Source organism: Paenibacillus sp. FSL F4-0100, from assembly GCF_037993005.1.
Classification (GTDB): Bacteria; Bacillota; Bacilli; order Paenibacillales; family Paenibacillaceae; genus Paenibacillus_AQ.
Map to the genome: position 1 here is coordinate 3,202,966 of NZ_CP150303.1, position 22,514 is coordinate 3,225,479.

Annotated in this window: 23 protein-coding genes and 2 pseudogenes; 21 read left to right on the top strand and 4 right to left on the bottom strand. The window is 43.0% G+C overall.

Annotated elements, in window-relative coordinates; genetic code table 11:
- Nucleotides 1-569: 569 nt before the first annotated feature.
- Together MHH48_RS14470 and MHH48_RS14475 are read left to right on the top strand one after the other, a co-directional pair.
- Nucleotides 570-2,018 carry an N-acetylmuramoyl-L-alanine amidase family protein gene (locus MHH48_RS14470; RefSeq protein ID WP_076326350.1) on the top strand — a complete coding sequence of 483 codons (1,449 nt, stop codon included), beginning with the start codon at nucleotides 570-572 and terminating at the stop codon, nucleotides 2,016-2,018.
- Nucleotides 2,019-2,036: 18 nt separating this feature from the next.
- Nucleotides 2,037-2,552 carry a GerMN domain-containing protein gene (locus MHH48_RS14475; protein ID WP_076326351.1) on the top strand — a complete coding sequence of 172 codons (516 nt, stop codon included), beginning with the start codon at nucleotides 2,037-2,039 and terminating at the stop codon, nucleotides 2,550-2,552.
- Between the two features lie 404 nt (nucleotides 2,553-2,956).
- Here MHH48_RS14475 and MHH48_RS14480 read toward each other — a convergent pair whose 3' ends face one another.
- Entirely contained in the window at nucleotides 2,957-3,811 is an 855-nt protein-coding gene (locus tag MHH48_RS14480) for an alpha/beta hydrolase (RefSeq protein ID WP_340390685.1), read from the bottom strand.
- Between the two features lie 201 nt (nucleotides 3,812-4,012).
- Here MHH48_RS14480 and MHH48_RS14485 point away from each other — a divergent pair, with 201 nt between their 5' ends.
- The 3 genes from MHH48_RS14485 (at nucleotide 4,013) to MHH48_RS14495 (ending at nucleotide 7,146) form a co-directional block, all read left to right on the top strand.
- Nucleotides 4,013-4,912, top strand: a complete 900-nt coding sequence (locus MHH48_RS14485) for a LysR family transcriptional regulator (protein WP_340390686.1) — start codon at nucleotides 4,013-4,015, stop codon at nucleotides 4,910-4,912.
- A 177-nt stretch (nucleotides 4,913-5,089) separates the two neighbouring features.
- A complete protein-coding gene (locus MHH48_RS14490) occupies nucleotides 5,090-5,557 on the top strand; it encodes a MarR family transcriptional regulator (protein WP_076326587.1) in 468 nt (155 codons plus the stop codon).
- 161 nt (nucleotides 5,558-5,718) lie between these two features.
- On the top strand, nucleotides 5,719-7,146 hold the full coding sequence (locus tag MHH48_RS14495) for an MDR family MFS transporter (RefSeq protein ID WP_076326586.1): 1,428 nt from the start codon (nucleotides 5,719-5,721) through the stop codon (nucleotides 7,144-7,146).
- A 146-nt stretch (nucleotides 7,147-7,292) separates the two neighbouring features.
- On the opposite strand, the pseudogene MHH48_RS14500 reads toward MHH48_RS14495, so the two are convergent.
- Nucleotides 7,293-7,594, bottom strand: a pseudogene (locus tag MHH48_RS14500) (transposase); the annotation flags it as partial.
- A gap of 84 nt (nucleotides 7,595-7,678) precedes the next feature.
- Between MHH48_RS14500 and MHH48_RS14505 the strand changes: the two are divergent.
- Nucleotides 7,679-7,900: a hypothetical protein gene (locus tag MHH48_RS14505; protein ID WP_076326585.1), complete on the top strand. Its 222-nt coding sequence runs from the start codon at nucleotides 7,679-7,681 to the stop codon at nucleotides 7,898-7,900.
- A gap of 575 nt (nucleotides 7,901-8,475) precedes the next feature.
- On the opposite strand, the gene MHH48_RS14510 is transcribed toward MHH48_RS14505, so the two are convergent.
- A complete protein-coding gene (locus MHH48_RS14510) occupies nucleotides 8,476-9,267 on the bottom strand; it encodes an AraC family transcriptional regulator (RefSeq protein WP_076326584.1) in 792 nt (263 codons plus the stop codon).
- 135 nt (nucleotides 9,268-9,402) lie between these two features.
- On the opposite strand from MHH48_RS14510, the gene MHH48_RS14515 reads away from it, so the two are divergent.
- Nucleotides 9,403-11,172 (top strand): glycoside hydrolase family 2, encoded by a 1,770-nt coding sequence (locus MHH48_RS14515; RefSeq protein ID WP_076326583.1) that lies wholly within the window; start codon nucleotides 9,403-9,405, stop codon nucleotides 11,170-11,172.
- A 374-nt stretch (nucleotides 11,173-11,546) separates the two neighbouring features.
- Nucleotides 11,547-12,635 (top strand): alpha/beta hydrolase, encoded by a 1,089-nt coding sequence (locus tag MHH48_RS14520; RefSeq protein WP_083659870.1) that lies wholly within the window; start codon nucleotides 11,547-11,549, stop codon nucleotides 12,633-12,635.
- 889 nt (nucleotides 12,636-13,524) lie between these two features.
- On the opposite strand, the gene MHH48_RS14525 is transcribed toward MHH48_RS14520, so the two are convergent.
- Nucleotides 13,525-13,665 (bottom strand): hypothetical protein, encoded by a 141-nt coding sequence (locus MHH48_RS14525; protein ID WP_179090753.1) that lies wholly within the window; start codon nucleotides 13,663-13,665, stop codon nucleotides 13,525-13,527.
- A gap of 251 nt (nucleotides 13,666-13,916) precedes the next feature.
- On the opposite strand from MHH48_RS14525, the gene MHH48_RS14530 reads away from it, so the two are divergent.
- The 13 genes and pseudogenes from MHH48_RS14530 to MHH48_RS14590 all read left to right on the top strand — a co-directional run.
- Entirely contained in the window at nucleotides 13,917-14,342 is a 426-nt protein-coding gene (locus tag MHH48_RS14530) for a Fur family transcriptional regulator (RefSeq protein WP_076326582.1), read from the top strand.
- A gap of 223 nt (nucleotides 14,343-14,565) precedes the next feature.
- On the top strand, nucleotides 14,566-14,808 hold the full coding sequence (locus MHH48_RS14535; protein ID WP_076326581.1) for a type B 50S ribosomal protein L31: 243 nt from the start codon (nucleotides 14,566-14,568) through the stop codon (nucleotides 14,806-14,808).
- 128 nt (nucleotides 14,809-14,936) lie between these two features.
- The gene (locus MHH48_RS14540) at nucleotides 14,937-15,368 is read left to right on the top strand and encodes an NAD(P)-binding domain-containing protein (RefSeq protein ID WP_256720875.1); all 432 of its coding nucleotides are present in this window, start codon (nucleotides 14,937-14,939) and stop codon (nucleotides 15,366-15,368) included.
- Nucleotides 15,334-15,696, top strand: coding sequence for an NAD(P)-binding domain-containing protein (locus MHH48_RS14545; protein WP_256720874.1), 363 nt, complete (start codon nucleotides 15,334-15,336; stop codon nucleotides 15,694-15,696). Before MHH48_RS14540 ends, MHH48_RS14545 begins: the two co-directional genes overlap by 35 nt.
- 372 nt (nucleotides 15,697-16,068) lie before the next feature.
- Nucleotides 16,069-16,401 (top strand): DUF3024 domain-containing protein, encoded by a 333-nt coding sequence (locus MHH48_RS14550; protein ID WP_076326580.1) that lies wholly within the window; start codon nucleotides 16,069-16,071, stop codon nucleotides 16,399-16,401.
- 44 nt (nucleotides 16,402-16,445) lie between these two features.
- Nucleotides 16,446-17,258, top strand: a complete 813-nt coding sequence (locus MHH48_RS14555; protein ID WP_076326579.1) for an ATP-binding protein — start codon at nucleotides 16,446-16,448, stop codon at nucleotides 17,256-17,258.
- Between the two features lie 94 nt (nucleotides 17,259-17,352).
- Nucleotides 17,353-17,502, top strand: coding sequence for a 50S ribosomal protein L33 (rpmG, locus tag MHH48_RS14560; RefSeq protein WP_076326578.1), 150 nt, complete (start codon nucleotides 17,353-17,355; stop codon nucleotides 17,500-17,502).
- A gap of 139 nt (nucleotides 17,503-17,641) precedes the next feature.
- Nucleotides 17,642-18,349 carry a metal ABC transporter ATP-binding protein gene (locus MHH48_RS14565; RefSeq protein ID WP_076326577.1) on the top strand — a complete coding sequence of 236 codons (708 nt, stop codon included), beginning with the start codon at nucleotides 17,642-17,644 and terminating at the stop codon, nucleotides 18,347-18,349.
- Nucleotides 18,295-19,161 carry a metal ABC transporter permease gene (locus MHH48_RS14570; protein ID WP_076326576.1) on the top strand — a complete coding sequence of 289 codons (867 nt, stop codon included), beginning with the start codon at nucleotides 18,295-18,297 and terminating at the stop codon, nucleotides 19,159-19,161. Before MHH48_RS14565 ends, MHH48_RS14570 begins: the two co-directional genes overlap by 55 nt.
- A complete protein-coding gene (locus tag MHH48_RS14575) occupies nucleotides 19,148-20,332 on the top strand; it encodes a metal ABC transporter substrate-binding protein (RefSeq protein WP_076326575.1) in 1,185 nt (394 codons plus the stop codon). Before MHH48_RS14570 ends, MHH48_RS14575 begins: the two co-directional genes overlap by 14 nt.
- A gap of 29 nt (nucleotides 20,333-20,361) precedes the next feature.
- A complete protein-coding gene (rpsN, locus tag MHH48_RS14580; RefSeq protein ID WP_076326574.1) occupies nucleotides 20,362-20,631 on the top strand; it encodes a 30S ribosomal protein S14 in 270 nt (89 codons plus the stop codon).
- 243 nt (nucleotides 20,632-20,874) lie between these two features.
- The gene (locus MHH48_RS14585; RefSeq protein WP_076326573.1) at nucleotides 20,875-21,312 is read left to right on the top strand and encodes a Fur family transcriptional regulator; all 438 of its coding nucleotides are present in this window, start codon (nucleotides 20,875-20,877) and stop codon (nucleotides 21,310-21,312) included.
- A gap of 64 nt (nucleotides 21,313-21,376) precedes the next feature.
- A pseudogene (locus MHH48_RS14590) lies at nucleotides 21,377-22,464 on the top strand (GTP-binding protein); the annotation flags it as partial.
- Nucleotides 22,465-22,514 lie beyond the last annotated feature (50 nt).

Sequence of the window (22,514 nt, forward strand, 5' to 3'; positions counted from 1 at the left end):
TCGGTCAGGTTACATGGATCATCTGTGAAGAAGAGGCGTTTTCACTTGAACAATTAGACCATATGGAGTCGCATTTGTTGGAAAGCACATTATTAGGCTTATGCGTCCATTCTCTCTTCCCGAATAACAAAGCATTGCAGGGTAATATTTATATTCTGAAATGGTTGTTTTACATAGCGATTGCACTAATCGTCTCTAAGAAAATTGACGAATCGACTCGGATTTGTTAACGGGATGCAGCTTTACCGATATGGAACAAAACTTTCTTAAGCCAAAACGAAAGGCAATTATTGAATGCTACGTTGGACATATATTGAAGATGCTTATTCGGAATACAAGCTGTTAGTGCTTTGATCGATAAAACTATTTGAGAGCGAGTGGTTGGCAGCCGAATACATCTCGATACTAACATTAAACAAGCTGAGTGGTTGAAATAAGCATGGCCTTCTGACTAGGGAAGAGGAAAAAACTGTGAATTCCTGAATGGAGATTAAGTCCGGAAAACAGACAGTCCAATTCTATTATAAGATAATCATAATATTTATAATTAATGAGTGGGAGATATGGGTATGAAAAAGCAACTTGGTGGATTTCTGGCGATCTTTGTTATATTATTATTGTTTTTTTCAAAGGCTACCAATGCTAGTGCGGATGTGGACTCTCCTAAGCTTTATTTGGATGGCCGGCCGTTATCGGTACAAACGGGACCTGTCATTATTCAGGACAGTACAATGATTCCACTGCGGGTCATAGTGGAACAGTTAGAATTCAAGGTATCGTGGTCCAAAACAACCAAAGAGGTTCGTATTGAAAAGGGAAATAATCATTTGCTTTTAACTATTAATGATCGCAAAGTTCTTGTAAACGACGAAGAAGAAACATTGGAAGTGCCGCCAATGCTTATTCATGACACGACCATGATCCCGCTTCGTTTTGTGGCCGAGCAGTTCGGACTGAAGGTCGTTTGGGCAAAGCAAGACCGCTCTATTTATTTGACGAACAGTAACAATTCGGAGATTCCGGACTATGAAAATATGAAACATACAGGTACCAATTTTAGTGAACCATCGTTTGATAAGACGATTGCAAAAGGCGAATTGCAGTCCATTACATATGATGGTCAAGAAAAAATTGTTCATGTCAAGTTTAAAGGGACGATTGCTCCAGTTTCATCGTTTCTTCTGGACCAGCCGGATCGCGTGGTTATTGATTTGCCGAATGCTGTGTTAGCAGCGAATGCTAATCGGGCCGCCGATCAACCGGAAATGCAGGACGAATCTGCTGTACAAGCGAACGGCAAGCTGCTTAATATTCGTTATTCTCAATTTTCGGACAAACCATCGGTTGTGCGAATTGTGCTGGATATTGCTCCACATGTGAAATACGAGTTAACTCAAAACGCAGAAGAAATTCAAATCAAGTTGTTGGAACAAGATGAATCTTCCTCTGCGGTGATTAATGAAACGGATGAGAGAAATAAGATCTTTAAAGTCGTGATTGATTCTGGTCATGGAGCCAAGGATTCTGGCGCTGTGGGTATAACTGGTTATCTGGAAAAAGATTATAATCTTTCACTGGCGCTAAAGGTTAAGAGTCTTTTGGAAAAAGAGGAACATATAGAAGTTTATTTGACACGAACTGATGATACCTTTGTGGAATTGGCTGATCGGGCGGCCTTTGCCAATAATCTTGAGGCCGATTTGTTTATTTCCCTGCATGCCAACTCCCTTCCAGGCTCAGGCGCTTCAGGTACGGAGACATTCTATTACAGCCCTCAAAGCAAAAAGCTTGGGGAAATCATTCAAAAGCACATCGTGGCTGTTATCGGTTTGCCGGATCGTGGAGTTAAATCTGCAGGCTATGTGGTGATTAAACGAACCAAAATGCCTGCCGTGTTAATAGAATCCGCTTTTTTATCCAATAAAAAAGACGAAGCCATTCTTAGGGACGGTAAAAAACAGCAGGAAATTGCAGAAGCGATTGTAATGGGGATCAAAGAATATCTACACCTTTCATAGGAAGGAGATTGAACTGCCATGAGAAAAAAAAGAAATCGAGTTGCTTTTGTGGTACTAATTATATTATTTATTTTCATTATTTCGTCTTGCGGTTCGAATTCAGATATGGAAACCGCTCTTTCCAACCATTCTGGGGACAGTTCGCTGGAAGAGGAAATTAAGGTATATGTAACTGACGACGAGATGACGACATTGTATCCATTAAATGTAGAGATTCGCTATAATTCCGCAGAGGAGAAAATTAGCGAAGCGCTTAAAGCTTTGGCTGTAGCGAAAGCTGAAGGCAAAACGGGGCTCTGGAGCGGAGTTACATTTAGGAATATGGTGTTAAGCGGCGGAGATCTTACTGTGGATCTTCAAGATATGTCATATCTTGGTTCATCCGGTGAGGCGTTGGCTTTGGAAGCCATAAAAAAAACGGTATTTCAATTTGAAGAGGTAGAATATCTTGATCTTCACGTGGATGGAGAGGCGGTGTCAAGTCTTATGGGCCATTTGGATCTGGAGCACCCGATCAAAAAAAACAAGGAATAAGGAAGGAATATCAACAGCAATTGGTGACAATACCAGGTGATTGTCGTCCACCTTGTCCTTAGGGACTCTGTTCAGAGTGGAACATATTGCATATTGGGGACGGACCTAAAGAGGCAGTATCGTCCGATACGGAGCATGCACTTGAGCTTTGGAAGTGGAGTTATGAAAAGCTTGACTTAAAAATACAGGTCTAGTCTGGGTAAAGAAGCTAATGAATAAAAGTTAGCTCAACAACCAGGATGGCAGATCGCCGCAACAAATGCTTCCTATATGTTCTCCGATGACCATTTTGAGATGTAACAAAGAGATTCTTAATCGAGGAATAAAGTGTAGTGCTTCAACTAACGGAGAACATTAGCATAAACGGCAACAGGCTTCCGAAGAATCGGAAGCCTGTTGAAATTTTAGTTTGTTTTTAAGAATTGTTGAATTAGCTCACTGATCTCTTTAGCATGTGTTTCGAGAGCAAAATGCCCTGTATCAAGTAAATGGACTTCCGCAGATGGAATATCACGCTTATATGCTTCAGCTCCAGCAGGGAGGAAGGCAGGATCATTTTCACCCCATACGGCTAAAAGTTTAGGTTGATGCTTACGGAAATAAGCTTGAAAATCAGGATAACGATCCACATTTGTTCTATAATCAAGAATCAAGTCCAGTTGGATTTCTTCAGCTTCTGGGCGCGACATGAAAGCAATATCTAAGGAATAACCGTCTGGTGAAACAAGGCTGGCATCAGCTCCATGTAGATACTGAAAATTACGAATGGTCTCGGGGGCCAAGGAATCGCGGCATGCTTCACGATTTTCAGGTGTTGGAGAGTGCCAATACGTCTCCCAGGATCCCCATGCGTCACTAAATCCTTCAATATAAGCGTTACCATTCTGACTAATAATTGCTTGTACTCTTTGCGGGTGAGCCACTGCCAAACGATAACCAACAGGTGCACCGTAATCAAACACATAAAGTACATACTGTTTAAGACCTAATGCTTCAGTAAAACCTTCAATAACTTGGAACAGGCTGTCAAATGTGAAGTTAAATTGACTGCGCGGCGGAGTTATTGTATGACCGAATCCAGGGAGATCAGGGGCAATGACACGGTATTGTTCTGCCAGTTTGGGAATTAGGTCGCGAAACATATGACTTGAAGATGGAAACCCGTGTAATAATAAAATAACTTGACCGTCTTTAGGGCCAGCTTCACGATAAAAAACTTCGACATCTCCAACCTTTTGCTGATGATAACTAATCTTCATTTTTACATCTCCTTTTAGGTATTTTTATTAGGATGTACAAAACAGTTTCTTTCATAATCAACATTATTATGTTTCCGTGATTTGATAATGTTACGGTAATTGGTTTTGAACTAAGGTTATCGTATAATAAAAATATATATTTAACTAACGAATAAATAGAATGTCTGCTATTTCAATTTGGAATATAGAAGGGTGATCGATGTGATAGATTTACTAGAAGGTCGTTTTTTTCTGGCGTTTATTGCCTTGCTTGAAGAAAAAAGTTTCAGTCGAGCTGCGGATCGTTTAGGTTATGTTCAGTCCACAGTAACCACTCATATCCAACAGTTGGAAAAAATTAGCGGGCAAAAATTGTTTCACCGATATCCACGAGGGATAGAACTTACGGAAGCGGGAAAGGTATTTTCTAAATATGCTTATCAGTATGTTCACTTAAGTCAATCCCTTAAAGAAAGTATGAATGAACTGGATCAGCCATGCGGAACGATACGTATTAGAACACAGGAATCTTTTTTTCTTACACGGATGCTTCCCTTTGTTCAGGAATACACAAGAAATTATCCAAGCGTAAATTTGCGTATTGAACAAGGATCGCATCAAGACATCCTAAAAGGTATACTGGATTATGAGCTAGATTTTGGAATTGTTCCTCAAAATCCGAATCGGCATGATATTCTTTTTTATCCAATTATGGATGAGACCATCGTTTTTGCTGCATCTGAGGATATAGCTCGGAAAATGGAAAATGCGGGAGTCCAGATTCTAAATGACGAACTTTTTATAAGTAGCGGTACATCTTGTTTGTATCATACGACTGCTGTAGATGTTTTAAAAAACGCCGGGATTATGGTTAAAGATGCGTTAGAGCTACCAAGTCTTGAGATGATAAAACAATATGTAAGCTGTGGAAAAGGTTTTGCCTTAGTCCCTGAAATAGCTATCAACAACGAGCTAAAGACTGGTACACTAAAGATCCTTCCGTTTAATTCCAAAATGAGTTTTTCCCATGGTCTAATTGTTCATCAAAATCGTGAGCTTAGTTTTACTGCAAAAAGTTTTCAATCTGAACTCCTGTGTTTTTTTAATAGGTATATGAGTTAGTTAAAAAGCCCTTAATATTGAGGGACGGATACGTATCTGGCAGTGAGAATCGCGAACTACAGGATAATTAGACAACAAACAGCCGTTTCGGAAGGGGAGTAGCAAGTCGTCAACGATTCTCTCTAAGATTAATGCGGTTGTATACCGTTAATACTCCAACGGGTCGGAGGACAAGCCATGAACAAACAAGAACAGGTCATGATGGATTTCAGGAACTTATTTAACAAGATGGCTTGGCTTAATAAGATGAAGATGGAAGACAGTCTTAAGGGTTATAAACCTTCTGAAGTACATTGCATCGAAGCCATTGAAAAAAATGCAGATCCCAACGTGACAAAACTTGCGGAGTCCCTTTATATGACGAGAGGTGCCATAAGCAAATTAACGAAGAAGCTTATAGATAAAGGCCTTATCGAAAGCTATCAGAAACCGGATAACAAGAAAGAAATGTATTTTATTCTTACTGAGCAAGGGAAAGTCATTTATCACATCCACGAGGAACTGCACAAAGAGTTTCAAGTGCGGGATAAAGCCGTATTCGAGCAGGTAACCGAGGAACAATTTGATAGTATGCTTAACTTCATCGAAATGTATAGCAGGCATTTGGATGCAGAAATAAAGAAACAGGGTATAGGTATTCATTAAGGAATAAATTTGAATAATGAAAATGAAACCACAGGCAGCCGGGCTCTATGGAGAACGGGCTGCATTTTTATTGCTGTTATTTTGTTGACACGGAAACAAATATACAATACGATAATTATGTTTCCATGGAATCAAAATAATAGCTTCTGAGAGGAGATAACATGGCAAAAGACAAAGTAAAGAAACCTGGATTACCCAAAGAAATTCTCATGGCTGCTTGGGCTATTGCACTTGGAGCCATTGCCCCAATGCTTGACTCAACTATGGTGAACATCGCCATCGACAAACTAACTAAGGATTTCAACACGACATTGGATATCATTCAATGGTCCATTACAGGTTATGTTTTAGCCCTTGCGATTGCAGTTCCAATATCCGGATGGCTTATGAACAAATTTAACGGAAAGAAAATTTTCATCGGCGCAGTCATCGCCTTTGGTGTAATTTCTGTTTTCGCCGGAATTAGTTGGGACATTTCCAGCTTCATCTTCTTCCGTTTGCTTCAAGGGTTTAGCGCCGGAATTATTACCACGCTTATGTTTACACTCTTGGTTAAAACAGCAGGTCAAGAAAATCTAGGCAGAGTCATGGCAATAGTCAGCACACCTATGATTTTCGGTCCAATCTTAGGACCTGTAATCGGGGGATTCATCGTTCAAGGCTCATCATGGCATTGGATTTTCTTCATCAACGTGTTCATCGTATTGATTGCTGCCCCTCTTATGAAGAAAAAGATTCCAGACTTTGAACCGTTCAACAGAGACAGTAAGCTCGATGTATTCGGGATTGTTGATTTATCCCTCATGAGCGCGTCATTGATTTACGGCATTACGAAAGCAGCGGACCATGCATCATTTAATAATAGCGAAACAATCCTATGGGTGGGCATTGGTCTTGTTTTAGCCGTAATTTACTTCGTTTATAATCGAATCAGAAAGAATCAAACCGTGCTTCCAATGAATTTGTTTGCACACAAGAGCTTCACAGCATCAAGCATTGGTTTGTTCTTAGCGAATATTGCCATCATGGGACCTATGTTAATTCTGCCGTTGTTCTTTCAAAACTTCCGTCATTTCACGGCAATCGAAGCAGCGCTTGCGTTAATTCCTCAGGGAGTTGGGATGCTCGTTACTCGGCCAATGATCGGAAAAATGATTGACAAGATCGGTGCGAAATACGTGGTTATGGTCAGTCTTGCTCTTTCGCTTATTGGATCTATTCCGCTGATATTTATCACCGATAAAACAAGTATGATTTGGATTTCCATCGTATTGTTCATCCGTGGTACCAGTTTTGGAGGAATTATGCTTCCGTTAACGAGTGACGCTTATACAGGACTTGACAGTAAACAACTTCCAGAAGCAGGTGTCGGTATTAATATTATTGAAAATCTTGGTTCAAGCTTTGGTTCAGCTGTTATCGCCACCGTTGTCGCAACAGTCATACAAGGATTGCAACCCACGATTGCCAATAGTTTAAAAGGTTACCATGCGGGATTCTTAGTTTCCACTATCGTCCTTGCGGTAATCTTCATCCCAAGTCTATTCCTCACACACAAAAGATTGTATAAAAAAGAATCTGTGCTTTGAGATTGTCGAAAATTTCAAGAACAGTAGGGCGAAATTTATAAATCCTCGCTCTCCCTACCTTTCAACAATGCAATCTTCTCACGAAGAGATTTCTGTTTCGTCGCTATTTGCTATTGGTATGCTAAGTTAAAAATCAGACCATACTTGTCTGCAATGACAAGAGCATCTTTGCGGTCACTTTTAGATGGCGAGTTGTCACGGTTCTCCTTATTCTTTTTACGAGATGGGTATTAACGAGAACAGCCTCAATGTGCTGAGAAGAGAGCCGGCGTGCAAGATTCAGCCAGTAATGACCTGTAGGTTCCATGCCTATAATGACTTTATCAAGCTTGCAGGTTTGGATTAGATCCTGGATCCAGCGTCCAAATATCTTGAAACTCTCAAGACGGTTACCGAATTCAAGCGGTGCACCAAAAGCAATCCCGTGAAAGCTGACCGCCCGCAACATGAAGAGCGACCTCCTGGATGGGCTTTTTGTGGCTATGACCTCGTGTGCACCCCTCAAAAATAAATTAGAAACGCGGCTGCCGGCATGGATATCGGCAGTTTAGCTGGAAATATATCATCCATCGGACTCGAAGAATCGTGCCGCTGCGCATTTGTCCGAAGGATTAATGGAAGATTTGTGAAAAATGAGCAAGAGAATTTATTGGATCGTATCGCTATCTTGCCTGATCAATATGGAAATTTCAAAATCGTTTCAGAATTGTCTATCAATTCAGGTGAAATTAACGAAATTCTTAAGGATGCTTAACGCGAAATTTTGTTATGAAAAGACAGCTTACACAGAATCACAACCCGATTTATTTATTTATTTATTTATTTATTTATTCGTGATCTTTACTTGGCTTGCATCAAAATCCAAGCACGCAAGCTTTATGTGAATGCTACAGAAGATGAGCGTAATGACTTTATTACAAATTTACTGGAAACAAACGGATACCGTATAAAAGACCAAACTCGACGCGGAAGTTCTGTCAGTGGGAAATTTCCCATCTTGCCAAAATACACTCGTATGTTTCAGCGGGAAATTTGCTCAATGTATGTTTGTCATATGTCAAAGTTCAAGATTTTAGTTCTTTTTTAGAATAAGTATTGCAACTACGTTAAACGACATGAATACCCAGTACATCCTGGTCAAGTATCCAATGACACAAAGTTACCTACAAATATAAATTAAAAGATACCTGATAATTCAGGCATCTTTTAATTTATATTTGTAAAGAGTGTCACTTAAAAATTGAAAAAACACTAATCTAAACTACCAAAACACGTACGATATGCGTAGGTTGATTACTTTCTAAAGTTATGAGAGAGGAAAAGATAGAATTATTGATTAACATCAGACCTCGCTCTGTATTCACTTGGAGTTAGTCCTATGAACTTTTTGAATTGCCGCATAAAATGTACATCGTTCTCATAACCACAAATTCCAGAAATATGGCTGATCGTATACGATGTGTTCTTCAGTAAATAGGATGCATACCCTAGTCTGTTAAGGATGATATCATTAATTACCGATATGCCAAAGATTTGTTTGTACATATGCTGAAAATAAGACCGACTCATATTCATCTTATCCGCCAAGAACTCGACAGTATACCAAGAAGATGGTGAACTGAAAACTTCATTTCTCAGGTTCAGGAACTGATCATAGTGTTTACTGATCTGATGGTGTGGCTCCAGATGATTTCGAATATCGCTAAGCTTCATGAACAGGCAACGAATGGTATAATCGATGATCTCATTTCGGAAGGTTCCGTTCTGTAGATTCTCCCAATGAATATCATTCACTTTTCTGGAAATATAGAAGGGGTCGTATGCTTTGATTAAGGTATCTAGAGGGAGATTTAGCCGATCAAAAAAAGCATCTGTGGCCTTCATATCAAAATGGAACCAGTCATGTACCAGAGGTTGTTCAGCATCCCGGTAGAAATACGGGCTTTTTTTGTTGAAAATAATAAAGGTATTAGGTTCAACAAACACAGTCTGCGATTGAATCCTAAGCTCCATTTTGCTCCGAAAGAATAAAAATACGTAATCCCCAGAGCCTTCCGGACGATCGACCGTAAAGCCTTCCGGATGAATCACATTATAACCACATCGCTTTAGATGTATCAATGAATTCCACTCCTTAAAAGGATTATAGATCAGTCATTAAATAGGATAAGTCATTTTCTTTCTCTAAACAAGATAGTAATCTGTTATAAGAAAACAGAGTATACTTCAGTGATCAGAGAGAGGATAGGTGCTAAGATGCCCACAGCAGCTACGAAATTTTATATAAAAAACTATCCAAGACCCCAATTTGTACGGAGCCAGTGGCTGGATCTGAACGGGGAGTGGGATTTCAGTTTCGACGATGAGAAAGCCGGTGTTGCAGAACGTTGGATGGACCATTTTCCGGCTGCACAAAAAATAAACGTTCCGTTTACCTATGAAACCCTGGCAAGCGGGATCGGCGAGGAGAAATTCCATGCGCAGATCTGGTATCGCAGAAAACTGACCCTTTCCCCAGAGGCAGAAGGAAAACAAACGATCCTTCATTTCGAGGGTGTGGATTATAAAGCCACCTGTTGGGTAAACGGTCATTTTGCGGGGGAGCATGAAGGGGCGTATGCTCGGTTTTCCTTTGATATTACCGACTTGCTGGAGCAACACGCCGAAAATGAAATTGTGCTGAAAGTGGAAGACAGCGATAGCTGTCTACAGCCTCGGGGCAAACAGCGCTGGTCCGGACGGAATCATGATTCATTTTATGTGCAGACAACAGGCATTTGGAAAAGCGTATGGCTTGAGCATGTCCATGATACCCGCTTGGATACGGTGAAAATGACACCAGATATTGACCGCCAAATGATTCGGTTTGACTTTCGTTTTAATGGTATGAAAAACAAAAGTGATCTTCGGCTTGAGATGGAAATTACATTTAAAGGCGAAACGATAAGAAAACTGAGCATTTCGGTGGACAGAGCCTGGCTGATTACAGAAACCGGCATGGTGAGCGGTATTAACGGACCTTGGCTGCAAAACTTGTGGTCTCCGGACCATCCAAATCTGTTTGATGTGGAGTTCGTGCTGTATGAAGGAGAACGGGAGATTGACCGGGTGGGCTCTTATTTCGGTATGCGCAAAATCTCGATCCGAGACGGCCAAATCCTGCTGAACAATATTCCCCTTTACCAAAGATTGATTCTGGATCAGGGTTACTGGAGTGAAAGTCATCTGACACCTCCGTCCGAAGAAGCGCTGCTAGAAGATATCGAGGCGATCGCCGAGATGGGCTACAACGGTTTGCGCAAGCATATGAAAATTGAAGATGCTCGTTTCCTATACTGGTGTGATGTCAAAGGTATGCTGGTGTGGTCCGAAATGGCGGCTGCTTTTGAATTTAACGATGAGGCCGTGGAGCGTTTTACCAAGGAATGGATTGAGGTTGTGCAGCAGCAATACAATCATCCCTGCATTATTACCTGGGTGCCTTTTAACGAATCCTGGGGCATTCAGAATATTATCCGTGACGAGCGGCAGCAAAAATTTACGGAAGGCATTTATTATTTGACCAAATCCATCGATCCTTATCGTCCGGTCATCACCAATGACGGATGGGAGCACACCGTTTCCGATATTTTGACCCTTCATGATTATGTGGAGCGGGGCGAAGATTTGTACGAAACCTACAAGGATAAAGACCACATTACGGGCAGCGGCGGTACGTACAACGAATGGAAGTTTGCGTTCGCCCAAGGCTACAGTTATAAAGGCCAGCCGATTATCATCAGCGAGTTTGGAGGGATTGCTTTCAAGAGCGAGCATGGCTGGGGTTATGGCAATCAGGTGGATAATGAGGAAGCTTTCCTGGAGCGATTCGGCAGCATAACAAGAGCGATTAAGGCCATCCCGTTTATTTCCGGCTACTGTTATACGCAGATTACGGACGTGCAGCATGAGGTAAACGGACTGGTTACCGAAGACCGAAAACCGAAAGTGGCGCTGGAAAAGATCCGGAAGATTAATTTGGGTTAGAGAGGCGAGGAATAAATGAGAACAAAACGGATAAAGGAAAACTGATTTTTCTTTAGTCTGATAATTACCCCGAAGGGGCATGCTTCCTTGTGGAAGCATGCTTTTTTTAATAGGATTGATAAAATCTTATTTGTTAATGAAATTTCACGAAGTTCATTGACAAAGAGAAACTGAGATTAATCTTCGGATTTCTATAGACAAGCGGCGCTAACCTCAGACGAGTCCATTACCGAATGAGAGTAGACAAACGCCGATAATGCATTTTAGCAAAAGGGAAAATTTATAAATATGGATATGCATTATAAAATGCCCGGCGCATATATGAATATAGTGATTGTTTACTGGTGAGCCAGGAAAATACGGGAGGGGACGCCATGATACCAAACGAAACGAAGCGTCAGACGCCTATCGGAAGCTATAGGAATGCTCCGCTTACTTTCACGGAAAATGTCGGCCAAACGCGAGGGGATATCTGCTATTTATCTCAGAAGCCTGGTATTAATATCGGGTTCTCCTCGACGGAGATTCAGTTTATTCTTACGAAGAAGACGCCGGATCGGCAGGAGTGGATGGCGCTCTTCCTGCAATTTCTCGGCGCGAACGAGGCCGTGCAAATCGAAGGTCGTCGCCAAGACACGGGGAAAGTCAATTATTTTATCGGCAACGATCCGGCGAAGTGGCATACCGATGTTCCAACTAAGTTTGTCAAAATGTTATTGCGAATGATCAGATTAAATAGGATGTGGAAATTAACTGGTGACGACTTAAGAAAGAGGATAGAGAAAAAGCAATTATCAGACAGTTATGAACCATCAAAACAACTTCAAAAAAGCTTTAATATTAGGAAAGAAGTAATAAATGGCCATTTTTATTACGTAATCCAGCCCTTGGAGCATGTAGGAAATAAGCATATTCTTTATCTTCACGGAGGAGGATATGTTTACACGATAATGAGCCTTCATTGGGAATTTTTAAGCAGATTAGTAGATACTTTGCAATGTACAATAACTGTCCCTATTTATCCTCTAGCACCGAAATATTATTATCAAGACGTCTTTGACATGATAGTCCCTATTTATCAGAAAATTATTTTTGAGGTAAAACCAGAAAATGTATCTGTTATGGGTGATTCAGCAGGTGGAGGATTAAGTTTGGCTTTAGTACAGCTGTTAAAAGAAAAGAATTTGCCACAGCCTGGGAACATCATTCTTATTTCTCCTGCTTTGGATTATTCGTTTAGCAACCCAGAAATAAAAGCAGTAGAAAAATATGATCCCATATCTGCGGTTCCTGCACTCTTTGATATTGGCAAGTGGTATGGTAGAGAAACAAGTTTAACGCATTATTTGATCAGCCCAATATACGGGAGTTTTGCTGGGCTTGGGAAGATAAGTCTATTCACTGGAACACATGATATTACAAATCCTGATTCTAGAAGGTTCAAAGCGAACCTGATGAAATAGGGGTTGATATAAACTATTATGAATATCCTTCCATGTTGCATGTTTGGCCATTGTTTTCATTTCCAGAATCTAAAAAAGCAACAGAACAAATCGTTCAGTTAATAATGGATTCATAAAGAAACCGGAATAAATACCTTATATTATTGATGATCGTGAATTATCTTTTTACTAATCGGAAATTTGGATTTTAATTGTGGGATTACCTTAAAGTTGTAAATCTGCATTTTCCTGACGGTACCCCTGATACAAATATGATACTTTATTACCTAGGTGTTCAAAACTCATGGATGAATGAACCGTTTTATGGCATCCAAAGTGAACGGTCGCTAAGTTGGTTACGCGGTTGACGAGGGTTATTGGGAGACTTGGGTTGATATGGTGAATATGTACGTTGGTTGACAGTACAGGTTCACTACATATAAGACACTTTCCCTTATCACGGTTAAACGCATATGGTCGGTTTAGGTATTCGAAATTGTACTTAGGATCGGTCGATTTTCGACTGATCAGCTCGGACAGTGTAGGGCTTAGAAGTTCATCAGCTCTTACTGCTAAGGGCTTCTTTTGTGTACGATCGAAATACTTTTGCTACCTTGAGGCGAATATGGTGTTACATCTTGATTCTTAAACGGTGCTCTTTTCCACTTTACTAAACTGAGTCTGGTGATACCAATAATCAGATCGTTATAATTGATGATTGGTACCTTAGTCGTGTGTAAGGAATGCACCGTGTGAGATTGTTAACCATATTTGCTGGTGTAATGGTGCCACCCAGCTTCCATAACGTTCTATACTCTCTCTGATGGATAAGATAAGCGTAGTCCCCAAGGTCTTTATTAACCCAGGTTGCAATTTGATAGTATTGGATAATTCCCCGTGAAATATTTCGTTAGAGGTCCATTAATACCCGCATAGCAAATAGTGCACTTAAGTTTGAGATGACGTCCGGAAATAGGGCCACATAGATGATGCTAAGGATGATTACGACAAATGCCAGATTGAGTCCGGACTTTGTAAGCCACTTGCGCAAAACGGCACCTCCTATATGTAGACAGCTGCAGGGTAACTGAGACGGGCGAATAATGAACCGGGTTCAGGTATACATCCCTTAATGCGTAATAATAACTATTAAATCATGAGTAAAAGTCAATTGACAACATCCTTCATTCCATACGATTTCATTTCGATTTATAGTATAATAGATTTTGTTTTTTGTCGGTCAGCGCCGTTTTATGTAGGATAAAATGGATGCGACTTACGGGGAGAAGAGGGGTATAGCGAATGGTTAATTCAAAGCGTATCAATCAAATCATGGACATCATGTCAAAAAACGGCCTTCGCATTACAGATCAGCGGAGAACACTTGCGCAAATTTTTACCGAGGATGAAGGATACCTGTCACCTAAAGATGTATACGATCAAATGAAGTCATATTACCCGAGTGTAAGTTTTGATACGGTATATCGGAATTTGCGCCTGTTAAGCGAGATGGGAGTATTAGAACAGTATTATTTTCTGGACGGCGGGCTGAAATTCAAAGGCTGTTGTTCTTCCCATCACCATCATCATGTAATCTGTTTGAATTGTGAGAAAACCATGCCGTTTGATTATTGTCCAATGGACCAATCGATGGATTTGCCTTCGAATTTCAAAATTTCCAATCACCGCTTTGAGATTTACGGATTATGTGAAGATTGTCAGAATTGAATAAAGGCTCATTATATATTTGAGTGCAAGATCAACCGCGTACCATGAACTATGGTGTGCGGTTTTTCTTTATGCTCCGGATTTACAACGCGATGGATAGCCATGAGTCGGAAAGTTGACAGATATGAAATTATATTTTAATATGCATCTAAGGATTTATTCGTAATTATTACGAATAATAATCGCGAAGAGCCAAATGGCTCGGAAAGAAGAGGATATCACCATGCAGAAAGGGATACATCCAACCTTTCAGAAAGTCATATTTTTGGATGCAAGTGTCGGCTATTCATTTCTTAGCGCCTCTACAAAGACTTCCTCAGAATCCCTGGAATGGGAGGACGGATATCCTGTGATCCGCGTAGATTCGAGTTCTTCGTCACACCCATTCTTCACAGGCAAGCAGAAAAATAGTGAAATCGGCGGACGTGTCGATAAGTTTAAGAAACGATTAAGTTATAAAAAGTAGTCGTAAAGGGCTGCCCTATATGTGACAGCGTAAAGCGCATTATGCACGCTGTCTTTTTGTACTGAAAACGTACGAAATGAAAACAATTCGTGTTTGTTGCGAAATAAAAACGAGGTGGAATCTTTAAAATGATTGTTTGTTTGATTGTAGGCGCGGGGGCAGCCGGAATTGGAATGGGCTGCGTTCTGCAAGACTTGAATATATCCAGCTTCAGTATTCTGGAAAGAGGAGCAATCAGTACATCCTTTTTGATGTGGCCTAAAGAAATGCGGATGATCACTCCCTCTTTTACCAACAATGCCTACGGAAAGCTTGATCTGAACGCAATTTCGCTTCGAACTTCTCCAGCATATACGCTTGGAACGGAATATCCATCTGGCGAACAGTATGCGGATTATTTACAGGCAGTAGCCGATTTCAGAAAACTCCTGGTGCAAACAGGGATCGATGTCACTGCTATTCAATTGCATAAGGATGGAATATACGAGCTGGATACGAATCAAGGCGCAATGTACAGCCAGCTTCGTGATTTGGGCAGCAGGCGAAGTCCAATACCATAAACTTGAGAGCTTTCCGGGAGCAAAGTATGGAATTCACAGCAGTCTGATCCGCGATTGGAGCTGTGTTGAAGGGGAAGACATTACGATTATTGGCGGTTATGAAAGCGGGGCGGATGCCGACATTCATTTAGCCCGTCTCGGGAAAAAGGTAACGCTTATTGATTGGAGCGGACGTTGGACGGATAAGGGAAGCAGCGATCCAAGCACGGAGCTTTCACCGTTTACGAAAGATCGACAGTCTGACATTGAGGATGGTCTGATTCGGTTGCTTGCTGGTCATGAGGTTTATTGGATGGAACCGACCAACGATGGTTTTCTGTTATATTGAGAGGATGCGTCCGGGAAAGAGCGTTTTTTTCAAACGACGCAGCCCCCGATTCTGGCTACGGGTTTCCAAGGTAGCTTGAAGCTCATTGAACCCATGTTTGCCTACGGGGCTCAAGGCGAAGGTTGCATACCCCATACGATGAGTCAACGATCAGCCCTGGAACATTCCTGTCAGGCCCCAGCATAAATCACGGGAATCTAAAGTTTTGTTTTATCTATAAATTCCGTCAACGGTTTGGAATCATTGGCGAAGAAATAGCAAGACGCTTACAGCTGGATACGTTAAAGCTGAGGAACACAAAAAACAAGGCATGAAACTTACCGATCTATCTTGTTGTGTTGAAGACTGTACATGTTGATGGGAGGTTGCATCGTGGACAGCTTTACCCTAAAAAGAATCAGTGCCGTTTTGGAAGGTTATATCGCTCTGAAGGTTCCCTCCGATTTACGGGGAGAAGTGCGTTTAACGTACCGACTCAAGGAAAGAACGGTCACCTTGTCAGAGGAAAGGCCGGATTGGACTCAGCGAGCCTGGATCCCGACGGAATTTGTTCAATTTCGTCTTGAGGATCATGTATGGCGTGTGTATGGCAAACCCGACGATGACGAATGGGCTCTATTATCCGCAATCGCACCCAGCAGAAATTTTGAAGAGGTGCTGAAGCTGGTTGAGATGGATACCCATGAAGTCATTTGGGTCACATAACCCTGTAAATTTCGATTTATGTAGTGAAGGAGCAGCAGTTGACCATGAGCAAAAGCAATGCAAGCCAGCGCATTCCTCGTGCCAAAGGAATCGATATGGCAACCGTGTATTCACCTAAAGAGTGCGGCAGAAAGGCCAGGCATCTGATATTGCCTGAATTCAATCAGAGAATTGTGGATGAATTTATCGCTATTTTGGGGATGAGGGAGGAATTTGAGGAGCATCACGTTCCGATTCCTAACCGGATTGTCATGTACGGTCCCCCCGGAACAGGGAAAACCTTAACGGCCTTTTATATGGCCAACATACTACAGCTTCCCTTAGTCCTGGTTCGACTGGATGCCATCATTCATAGTCACCTGGGCGAAACAGGCAGCAACATTCGCAAAATATTCGATTATGCAACCACATTTCCCTGTGTTCTTTTTCTTGATGAGTTTGATGCCATTGCCAGAACGAGGGACAGCAACGATGAAGTGAAGGAGATGGCCCGTGCCGTAAATACATTGCTGCAATGTCTGGATGACTTCGGGGACAAAAGCATCATTATGGCTGCCACCAATTTGGAGAAGGATTTGGATCAGGCCATATGGCGCAGGTTCGACACAAAGATGACGTATTCGTTGCCGGACTATAGCAGAAGGCAGCATTATATTGAAGTCCTCCTCGGAGATTTTCAGTGCGAGGAGACAGCATGGACTGAGGCCTGCGCCCAGCTTGAAGGGTGCAGTTTTGCCGACATTGAGCAAATTGTGTTGAAAGCGAAACGAAAAGCCATTATTGAACGTCAACCGCTGCAGAGAAGACATATACAAGATGCTTGTGACGAATATAAGCCTGAGGCGGTGACGACTTAACTGGTTTGATATTCTGCGGACGGGTTGACAAATGTGAAATCGTAGGGTTAGAATTGCTTAATCGTAATAATTACTATTAAAGGAGATGGAGGATATGCGGGTCGTTGTTACTTTAGCTTGCACCGAGACAGGTGATCGCAACTACACCACAACAAAAAATAAGAGAAACCACCCTGAACGGTTGGAAATGCGTAAATACTGTCCCCGATTAAAAAGATACACCTTGCATCGCGAGACACGATAAGCTGGTTAGAAGATCGCCCTAATAGAGAAAGAAACAAGCGGAAAAGTGATTAGAAATAAGAGACAGCGGGTTCTTAAATCGTAATTTTTACACTGAATCAAGGCGGTTTTTCTGTCACAAGGAAGGAAGAGATGGGGATATGTTATTGTCTTCTATGCGCGACGTCATTTTTGGATACGGGGATCAGGCTGTAATTGAACATTTGTCGCTGGATATCCATAGCGGACAATTTATCGGTTTATCCGGTCCCAATGGTGCCGCAAAATCAACTTTGCTGAAATTAATGCTCGGGTTGGCAAAGCCATGGAGCGGGTCCATCGTATTCAAGCGAGTGCTGGAGGATGGATCCAAAATATCGGTTGGTTATGTTCCCCAGCAAGTGGCCTCGTTCAATGCGGGATTTCCCAGCAAGGTGATTGAGCTTGTTCGATCGGGCCGTTACGGTCGCCTCGGATTGTTCAAGCGTTTCACGTCCAGAGATCATGAGATCGTTGAACGGAGCCTGAAGGAAGTGGGGATGTGGGAATATCGCAACCGGAAGGTCGGCGAATTGTCGGGAGGTCAGAAGCAGCGGATATGCATTGCAAGAGCCTTGGCTCAGGAGCCGCAGGTGTTGATCCTTGACGAGCCTACGACAGGGATGGATGTTACGAGTCGTACGGATCTGTACCGACTATTAAACGATTATGTCAAACAGAAAGGTTATACGGTCATTATGGTCACCCATTCGCTCGAAGAAATCGGTCCATTTCTGGACCGTGTCGTGCAATTGGAGCGAGAGGAGAATGAGGGATGGCGATGCTCAGTTACGAGTTCATGCAGCGCGCTTTTTGGGCCGGAGGTCTGATCGGCATTATCGGTCCTGTTCTGGGTGTGTTTTTAATGCTGAGGCGGCAGGTTCTTATGGCGGATACACTCTCTCATGTTTCCTTGGCTGGAGTGGCGTTAGGCTCTTTTGTGAAACTCAATCCCGCGCTCAGCGGTTTTGCCATTGCTATCATCGGGGCACTCGTAATTGAACAGCTTCGACGAGTGTATCGCACCTACAGCGAGGTTCCGGTAGCCATTATTATGACTTCCGGGCTTGCTCTGGCTGTCGTTCTCATGAGCTTGAATCAAAATCTGAGCAAGAGTTTTAGCTCTTATTTGTTTGGATCGATTGTCGCCGTTAGCGATACGCAGCTTCGTCTGATTGCCGCGGTAGCGGCAGTGGGGATATTGTTTTTTGTCGGTCTGCGCCGACCGCTCTATAACTTTGCTTTTGATGAGGAAACCGCTGCGGTATCCGGTACTCGAGTCTCGCTCCTTTCCTTTTTATTTGCGGTGTTCACGGGGATGACGGTTGCCGCTGCAATGCCAATTGTCGGCGTGCTGCTGGTTTCAGCGTTGATTGTGCTGCCTGCCTCGATTGCGCTTCGGATTGCACCGGGGTTTATAGCGGCCATGGGGATCGCCGTCGTTGTGGGCTTGAGCGGTGTTTTTTCGGGACTTACCGCCTCCTACTATCTCAACACGCCGCCGGGAGGCACGATTGCCCTCATTCTATTAGGTTTTTTAATGATTGCTGTAACCTTTCAGAAATTACTGCGATTACAGAGTCGAAGATGGATAAAAAAAATAAATAGAAATAGGAGTTATAAGAATTATGAAGAGATTTAAGCGTTTATTAACCCTACTATCCCTATCCGCAGTATTGGCTATTGCAGGATGCGGTTCGGGAAATTCGCCGGCTGCCAATGAAGGAAGCGCACCTCCCGCAGATAACCAAGCGTCGGATGCTTCTACAACGGAAACGGCAAAACTTAAAGTTAAAACCAGTTTCTATCCTATGTATGAGTTCACTAAACAGGTAGCGGGCGATTTAGCGGAAGTGGACAATCTAATTCCTCCGGGTGTTGAAGCGCATGATTGGGAGCCGACACCGCAGGATATGGCGGGGATAACCGAAGCCGATGTGCTGGTGTATAACGGCGCCGGTATGGAAGGCTGGGTCGAACAGGTTCTGGAGAGCATTCAGGGCACCGGGCTGACGGCAATTGAGGCCAGTAAGGGAATCGAGATTATGGAGGGATCGGGCCATTCTCATGATCATGACGAAGAAGGCGATCACAGCCATGACGAACATGCCCATGAGCATGAAGAAGAAGGCGATCACAGCCATGACGAGCATGCCCATGAACATGAAGAGGAAGGCGATCACAGCCATGACGAGCATGCCCATGAGCATGAAGAGGCAGGCGACCATAGCCATGACGAGCATGCCGCCCATGAGCATGATGAAGATGGGCATCACCATGACCATGGTGGACTCGATCCGCATGTGTGGCTCTCCCCTGCCATGGCTGTTCAGCAGGTTCGCAACATCGAAGCGGGTTTGGCCGAAGCAGCTCCGGAACATAAAGAGGCATTCAAGGCAAACGCGGATGCTTATGTAAGTAAATTGGAGGCATTGGACCAGGAGTTTAGAGATGGGCTGAAGGACGCCAAACGGAAAGATTTCATAACCCAGCATGCCGCGTTCGGGTATTTGGCCAGAGAGTACGGATTGACTCAAGTGCCGATTGCAGGTTTATCACCGGACCAGGAACCGTCAGCGGCACAAATGGCCGAGGTTATTGATTTTGCCAAAGAGCACGATGTGAAAACCATATTCTTCGAAACGCTTGTGTCTTCAAACGTTGCGGAAACCATTGCTTCCGAGATCGGTGCTTCCACGTCCGTGCTTAATCCGATCGAAGGCCTAACCGAGGAAGATACTGCCGCTAACCTTGACTATATTGCCATCATGCGCCAGAATCTCGAAGCCTTGCAAAAAGCCTTGAATGAATAGTTAACGACAGAAGGGAGGTGTGTTTGCAAATGGCAAAGAAATCAAAAGTAGTGAAAGAACTGAAAAGACAACAGATAGTCGCTAAATATGCGCAGAAACGCAAGGAATTGAAAGAAAAGGGCGACTATGAAGCCCTCCAAAAACTGCCCCGCGACTCTTCTGCGACCAGACTCCATAATCGCTGTGCGGTCAGCGGAAGACCAAGAGGTTATATCAGTAAATTTGGCGTATCGCGGATCGTGTTTCGGGAACTGGCCCATAAGGGACAAATTCCGGGCATAACGAAGTCCAGCTGGTAATCGCCCCCAGTAAACCATCGCGGACAGAAGAGAAATGACTCCTTATAGATTAAGGGGTCATTTCTTATCATGTGCGAGTTACCGCATGGAACAGAGCAGTAGAAGATAACATGGTTGACAATTGATACAACCGGAAGTATTATTAATCGTAATTATTACGATTAATCGAGATGTGTTTGAACGTTTAATGATCATCGGGTGTTATTTAACGACTTCATGTTTTCAGCAGGGCAGGTGTTTAGTGTGGAGGATAGCAGGCAGCTTGATAAGTTGATCGATTATCTGGTCGATCGGGGGATTCGAATAACCACGCAGCGGAGATTCATGCTGGATCTGGTGGTAAGCCTAAACCGCCCGTTCTCTGCGATGGAGTTATATCAAGCAATGGAGCAGATCTTTCATGGATTGAGTTATGGCACGGTTTATCGGAATCTTGAACTGTATAAAAACCTGCGCATCATCGAAACATTTGCGCTGGACAATGAACTTCGTTACCGCTTGATTGATCATGTGCAGCCGCAGCTTCATTTTATTTGTATGGATTGCAAGCGAACGACTCCCATGAATTTTGATCCTGAACGAATGCTGCTGCCCGAGCCCCAGCGTTTTCGATCATTGAATTACAAAATTGATGTGTTTGGCTTCTGCATGGATTGTGGATCTTCATCCGAGAAGGTTTAGAGCAGCTTAATCAAAAATCCGTTTGGAGTTCCTGCTTGATCCAAAGATTGAGCCTAAAGGAGCAATCGGGGTTGCCGTTATAGTGAACGATTTGAGCGAGATCAACTTTGACGCCGATCTGATCAGGGATGGCGGTAGGTAAGTAGAACAGAAGAGAAGCTGGTAGAGTTGTCCTACGGCTGTATTTGCTGCATACTCCGCGATGATCTGCTGCTGGTAGGTGAGCGATTGGCCAGGGAGGGCAAATTCGATTACATACTTATCGAATCCACCGGAATCGGAGAGCCTGTACCGGTTGCCCAAACGTTTACATACGTTGATGAAGAACAGCAAATCGATCTGTCGAAACTGACACGTTTGGATTGCATGGTTACCGTGGTGGATGCGTATCATTTCTGGCAGGATTACAATACGAAGGAAACTTTGCAGGATCGTAATCAGGAAGCGGGAGATGGCGATACAAGAGGTGTCGTTCATCTACTGACAAATCAGGTGGAGTTCTGTGATGTGTTGATCATCAACAAGTGCGATATGGTCAGTGAGGAAAAACTGGTTGACTTGGAAGCTGTTCTTAAAGGATTGCAGCCGCGCGCGAAGATGATTCGCACCGCGCACGGAAGAATCGATCCCAAGGAAATTTTGAACAACCGCTTGTTTGATTTTGAAGCAGCAAGCCAATCCGCCGGATGGATTCAGGAGCTGCAGAACGAACATCATACGCCTGAAACCGAGGAATATGGGATCTCATCTTTTGTGTATTCGCGGAAGGTGCCGTTTCATCCGGAACGCTTGCTGCAGTGGATGGGGAAATGGCCTAAGGAAGTAGTTCGCTCAAAGGGAGTTTTATGGTTAGCCACGCGAAACAATATGGCAATGACCTTCAGCCAGGCAGGGGTATCACGTCAATTGTCACCGGCAGGCTTATGGGTTGCCGCGTTGTCGGAAGAAGAAAGATTTGCGTATTTTGGCAGTGAATTCGAGAAAACTCCGGACTGGGATGATGTCTGGGGAGACCGCGTGAACAAACTGGTGTTTATCGGGGTCAACCTTGATAAGGAAGCCATCATTCGGTCATTGGACGAGGCGCTGCTTACAGACGCGGAGATGGAAAGCGATTGGCGTTCATTATCTGATCCGTTACCGGCATTTTAGATCGGATAACAGAAAACATCATCTGGCCAATAACGGTTTTTAATCGTAAA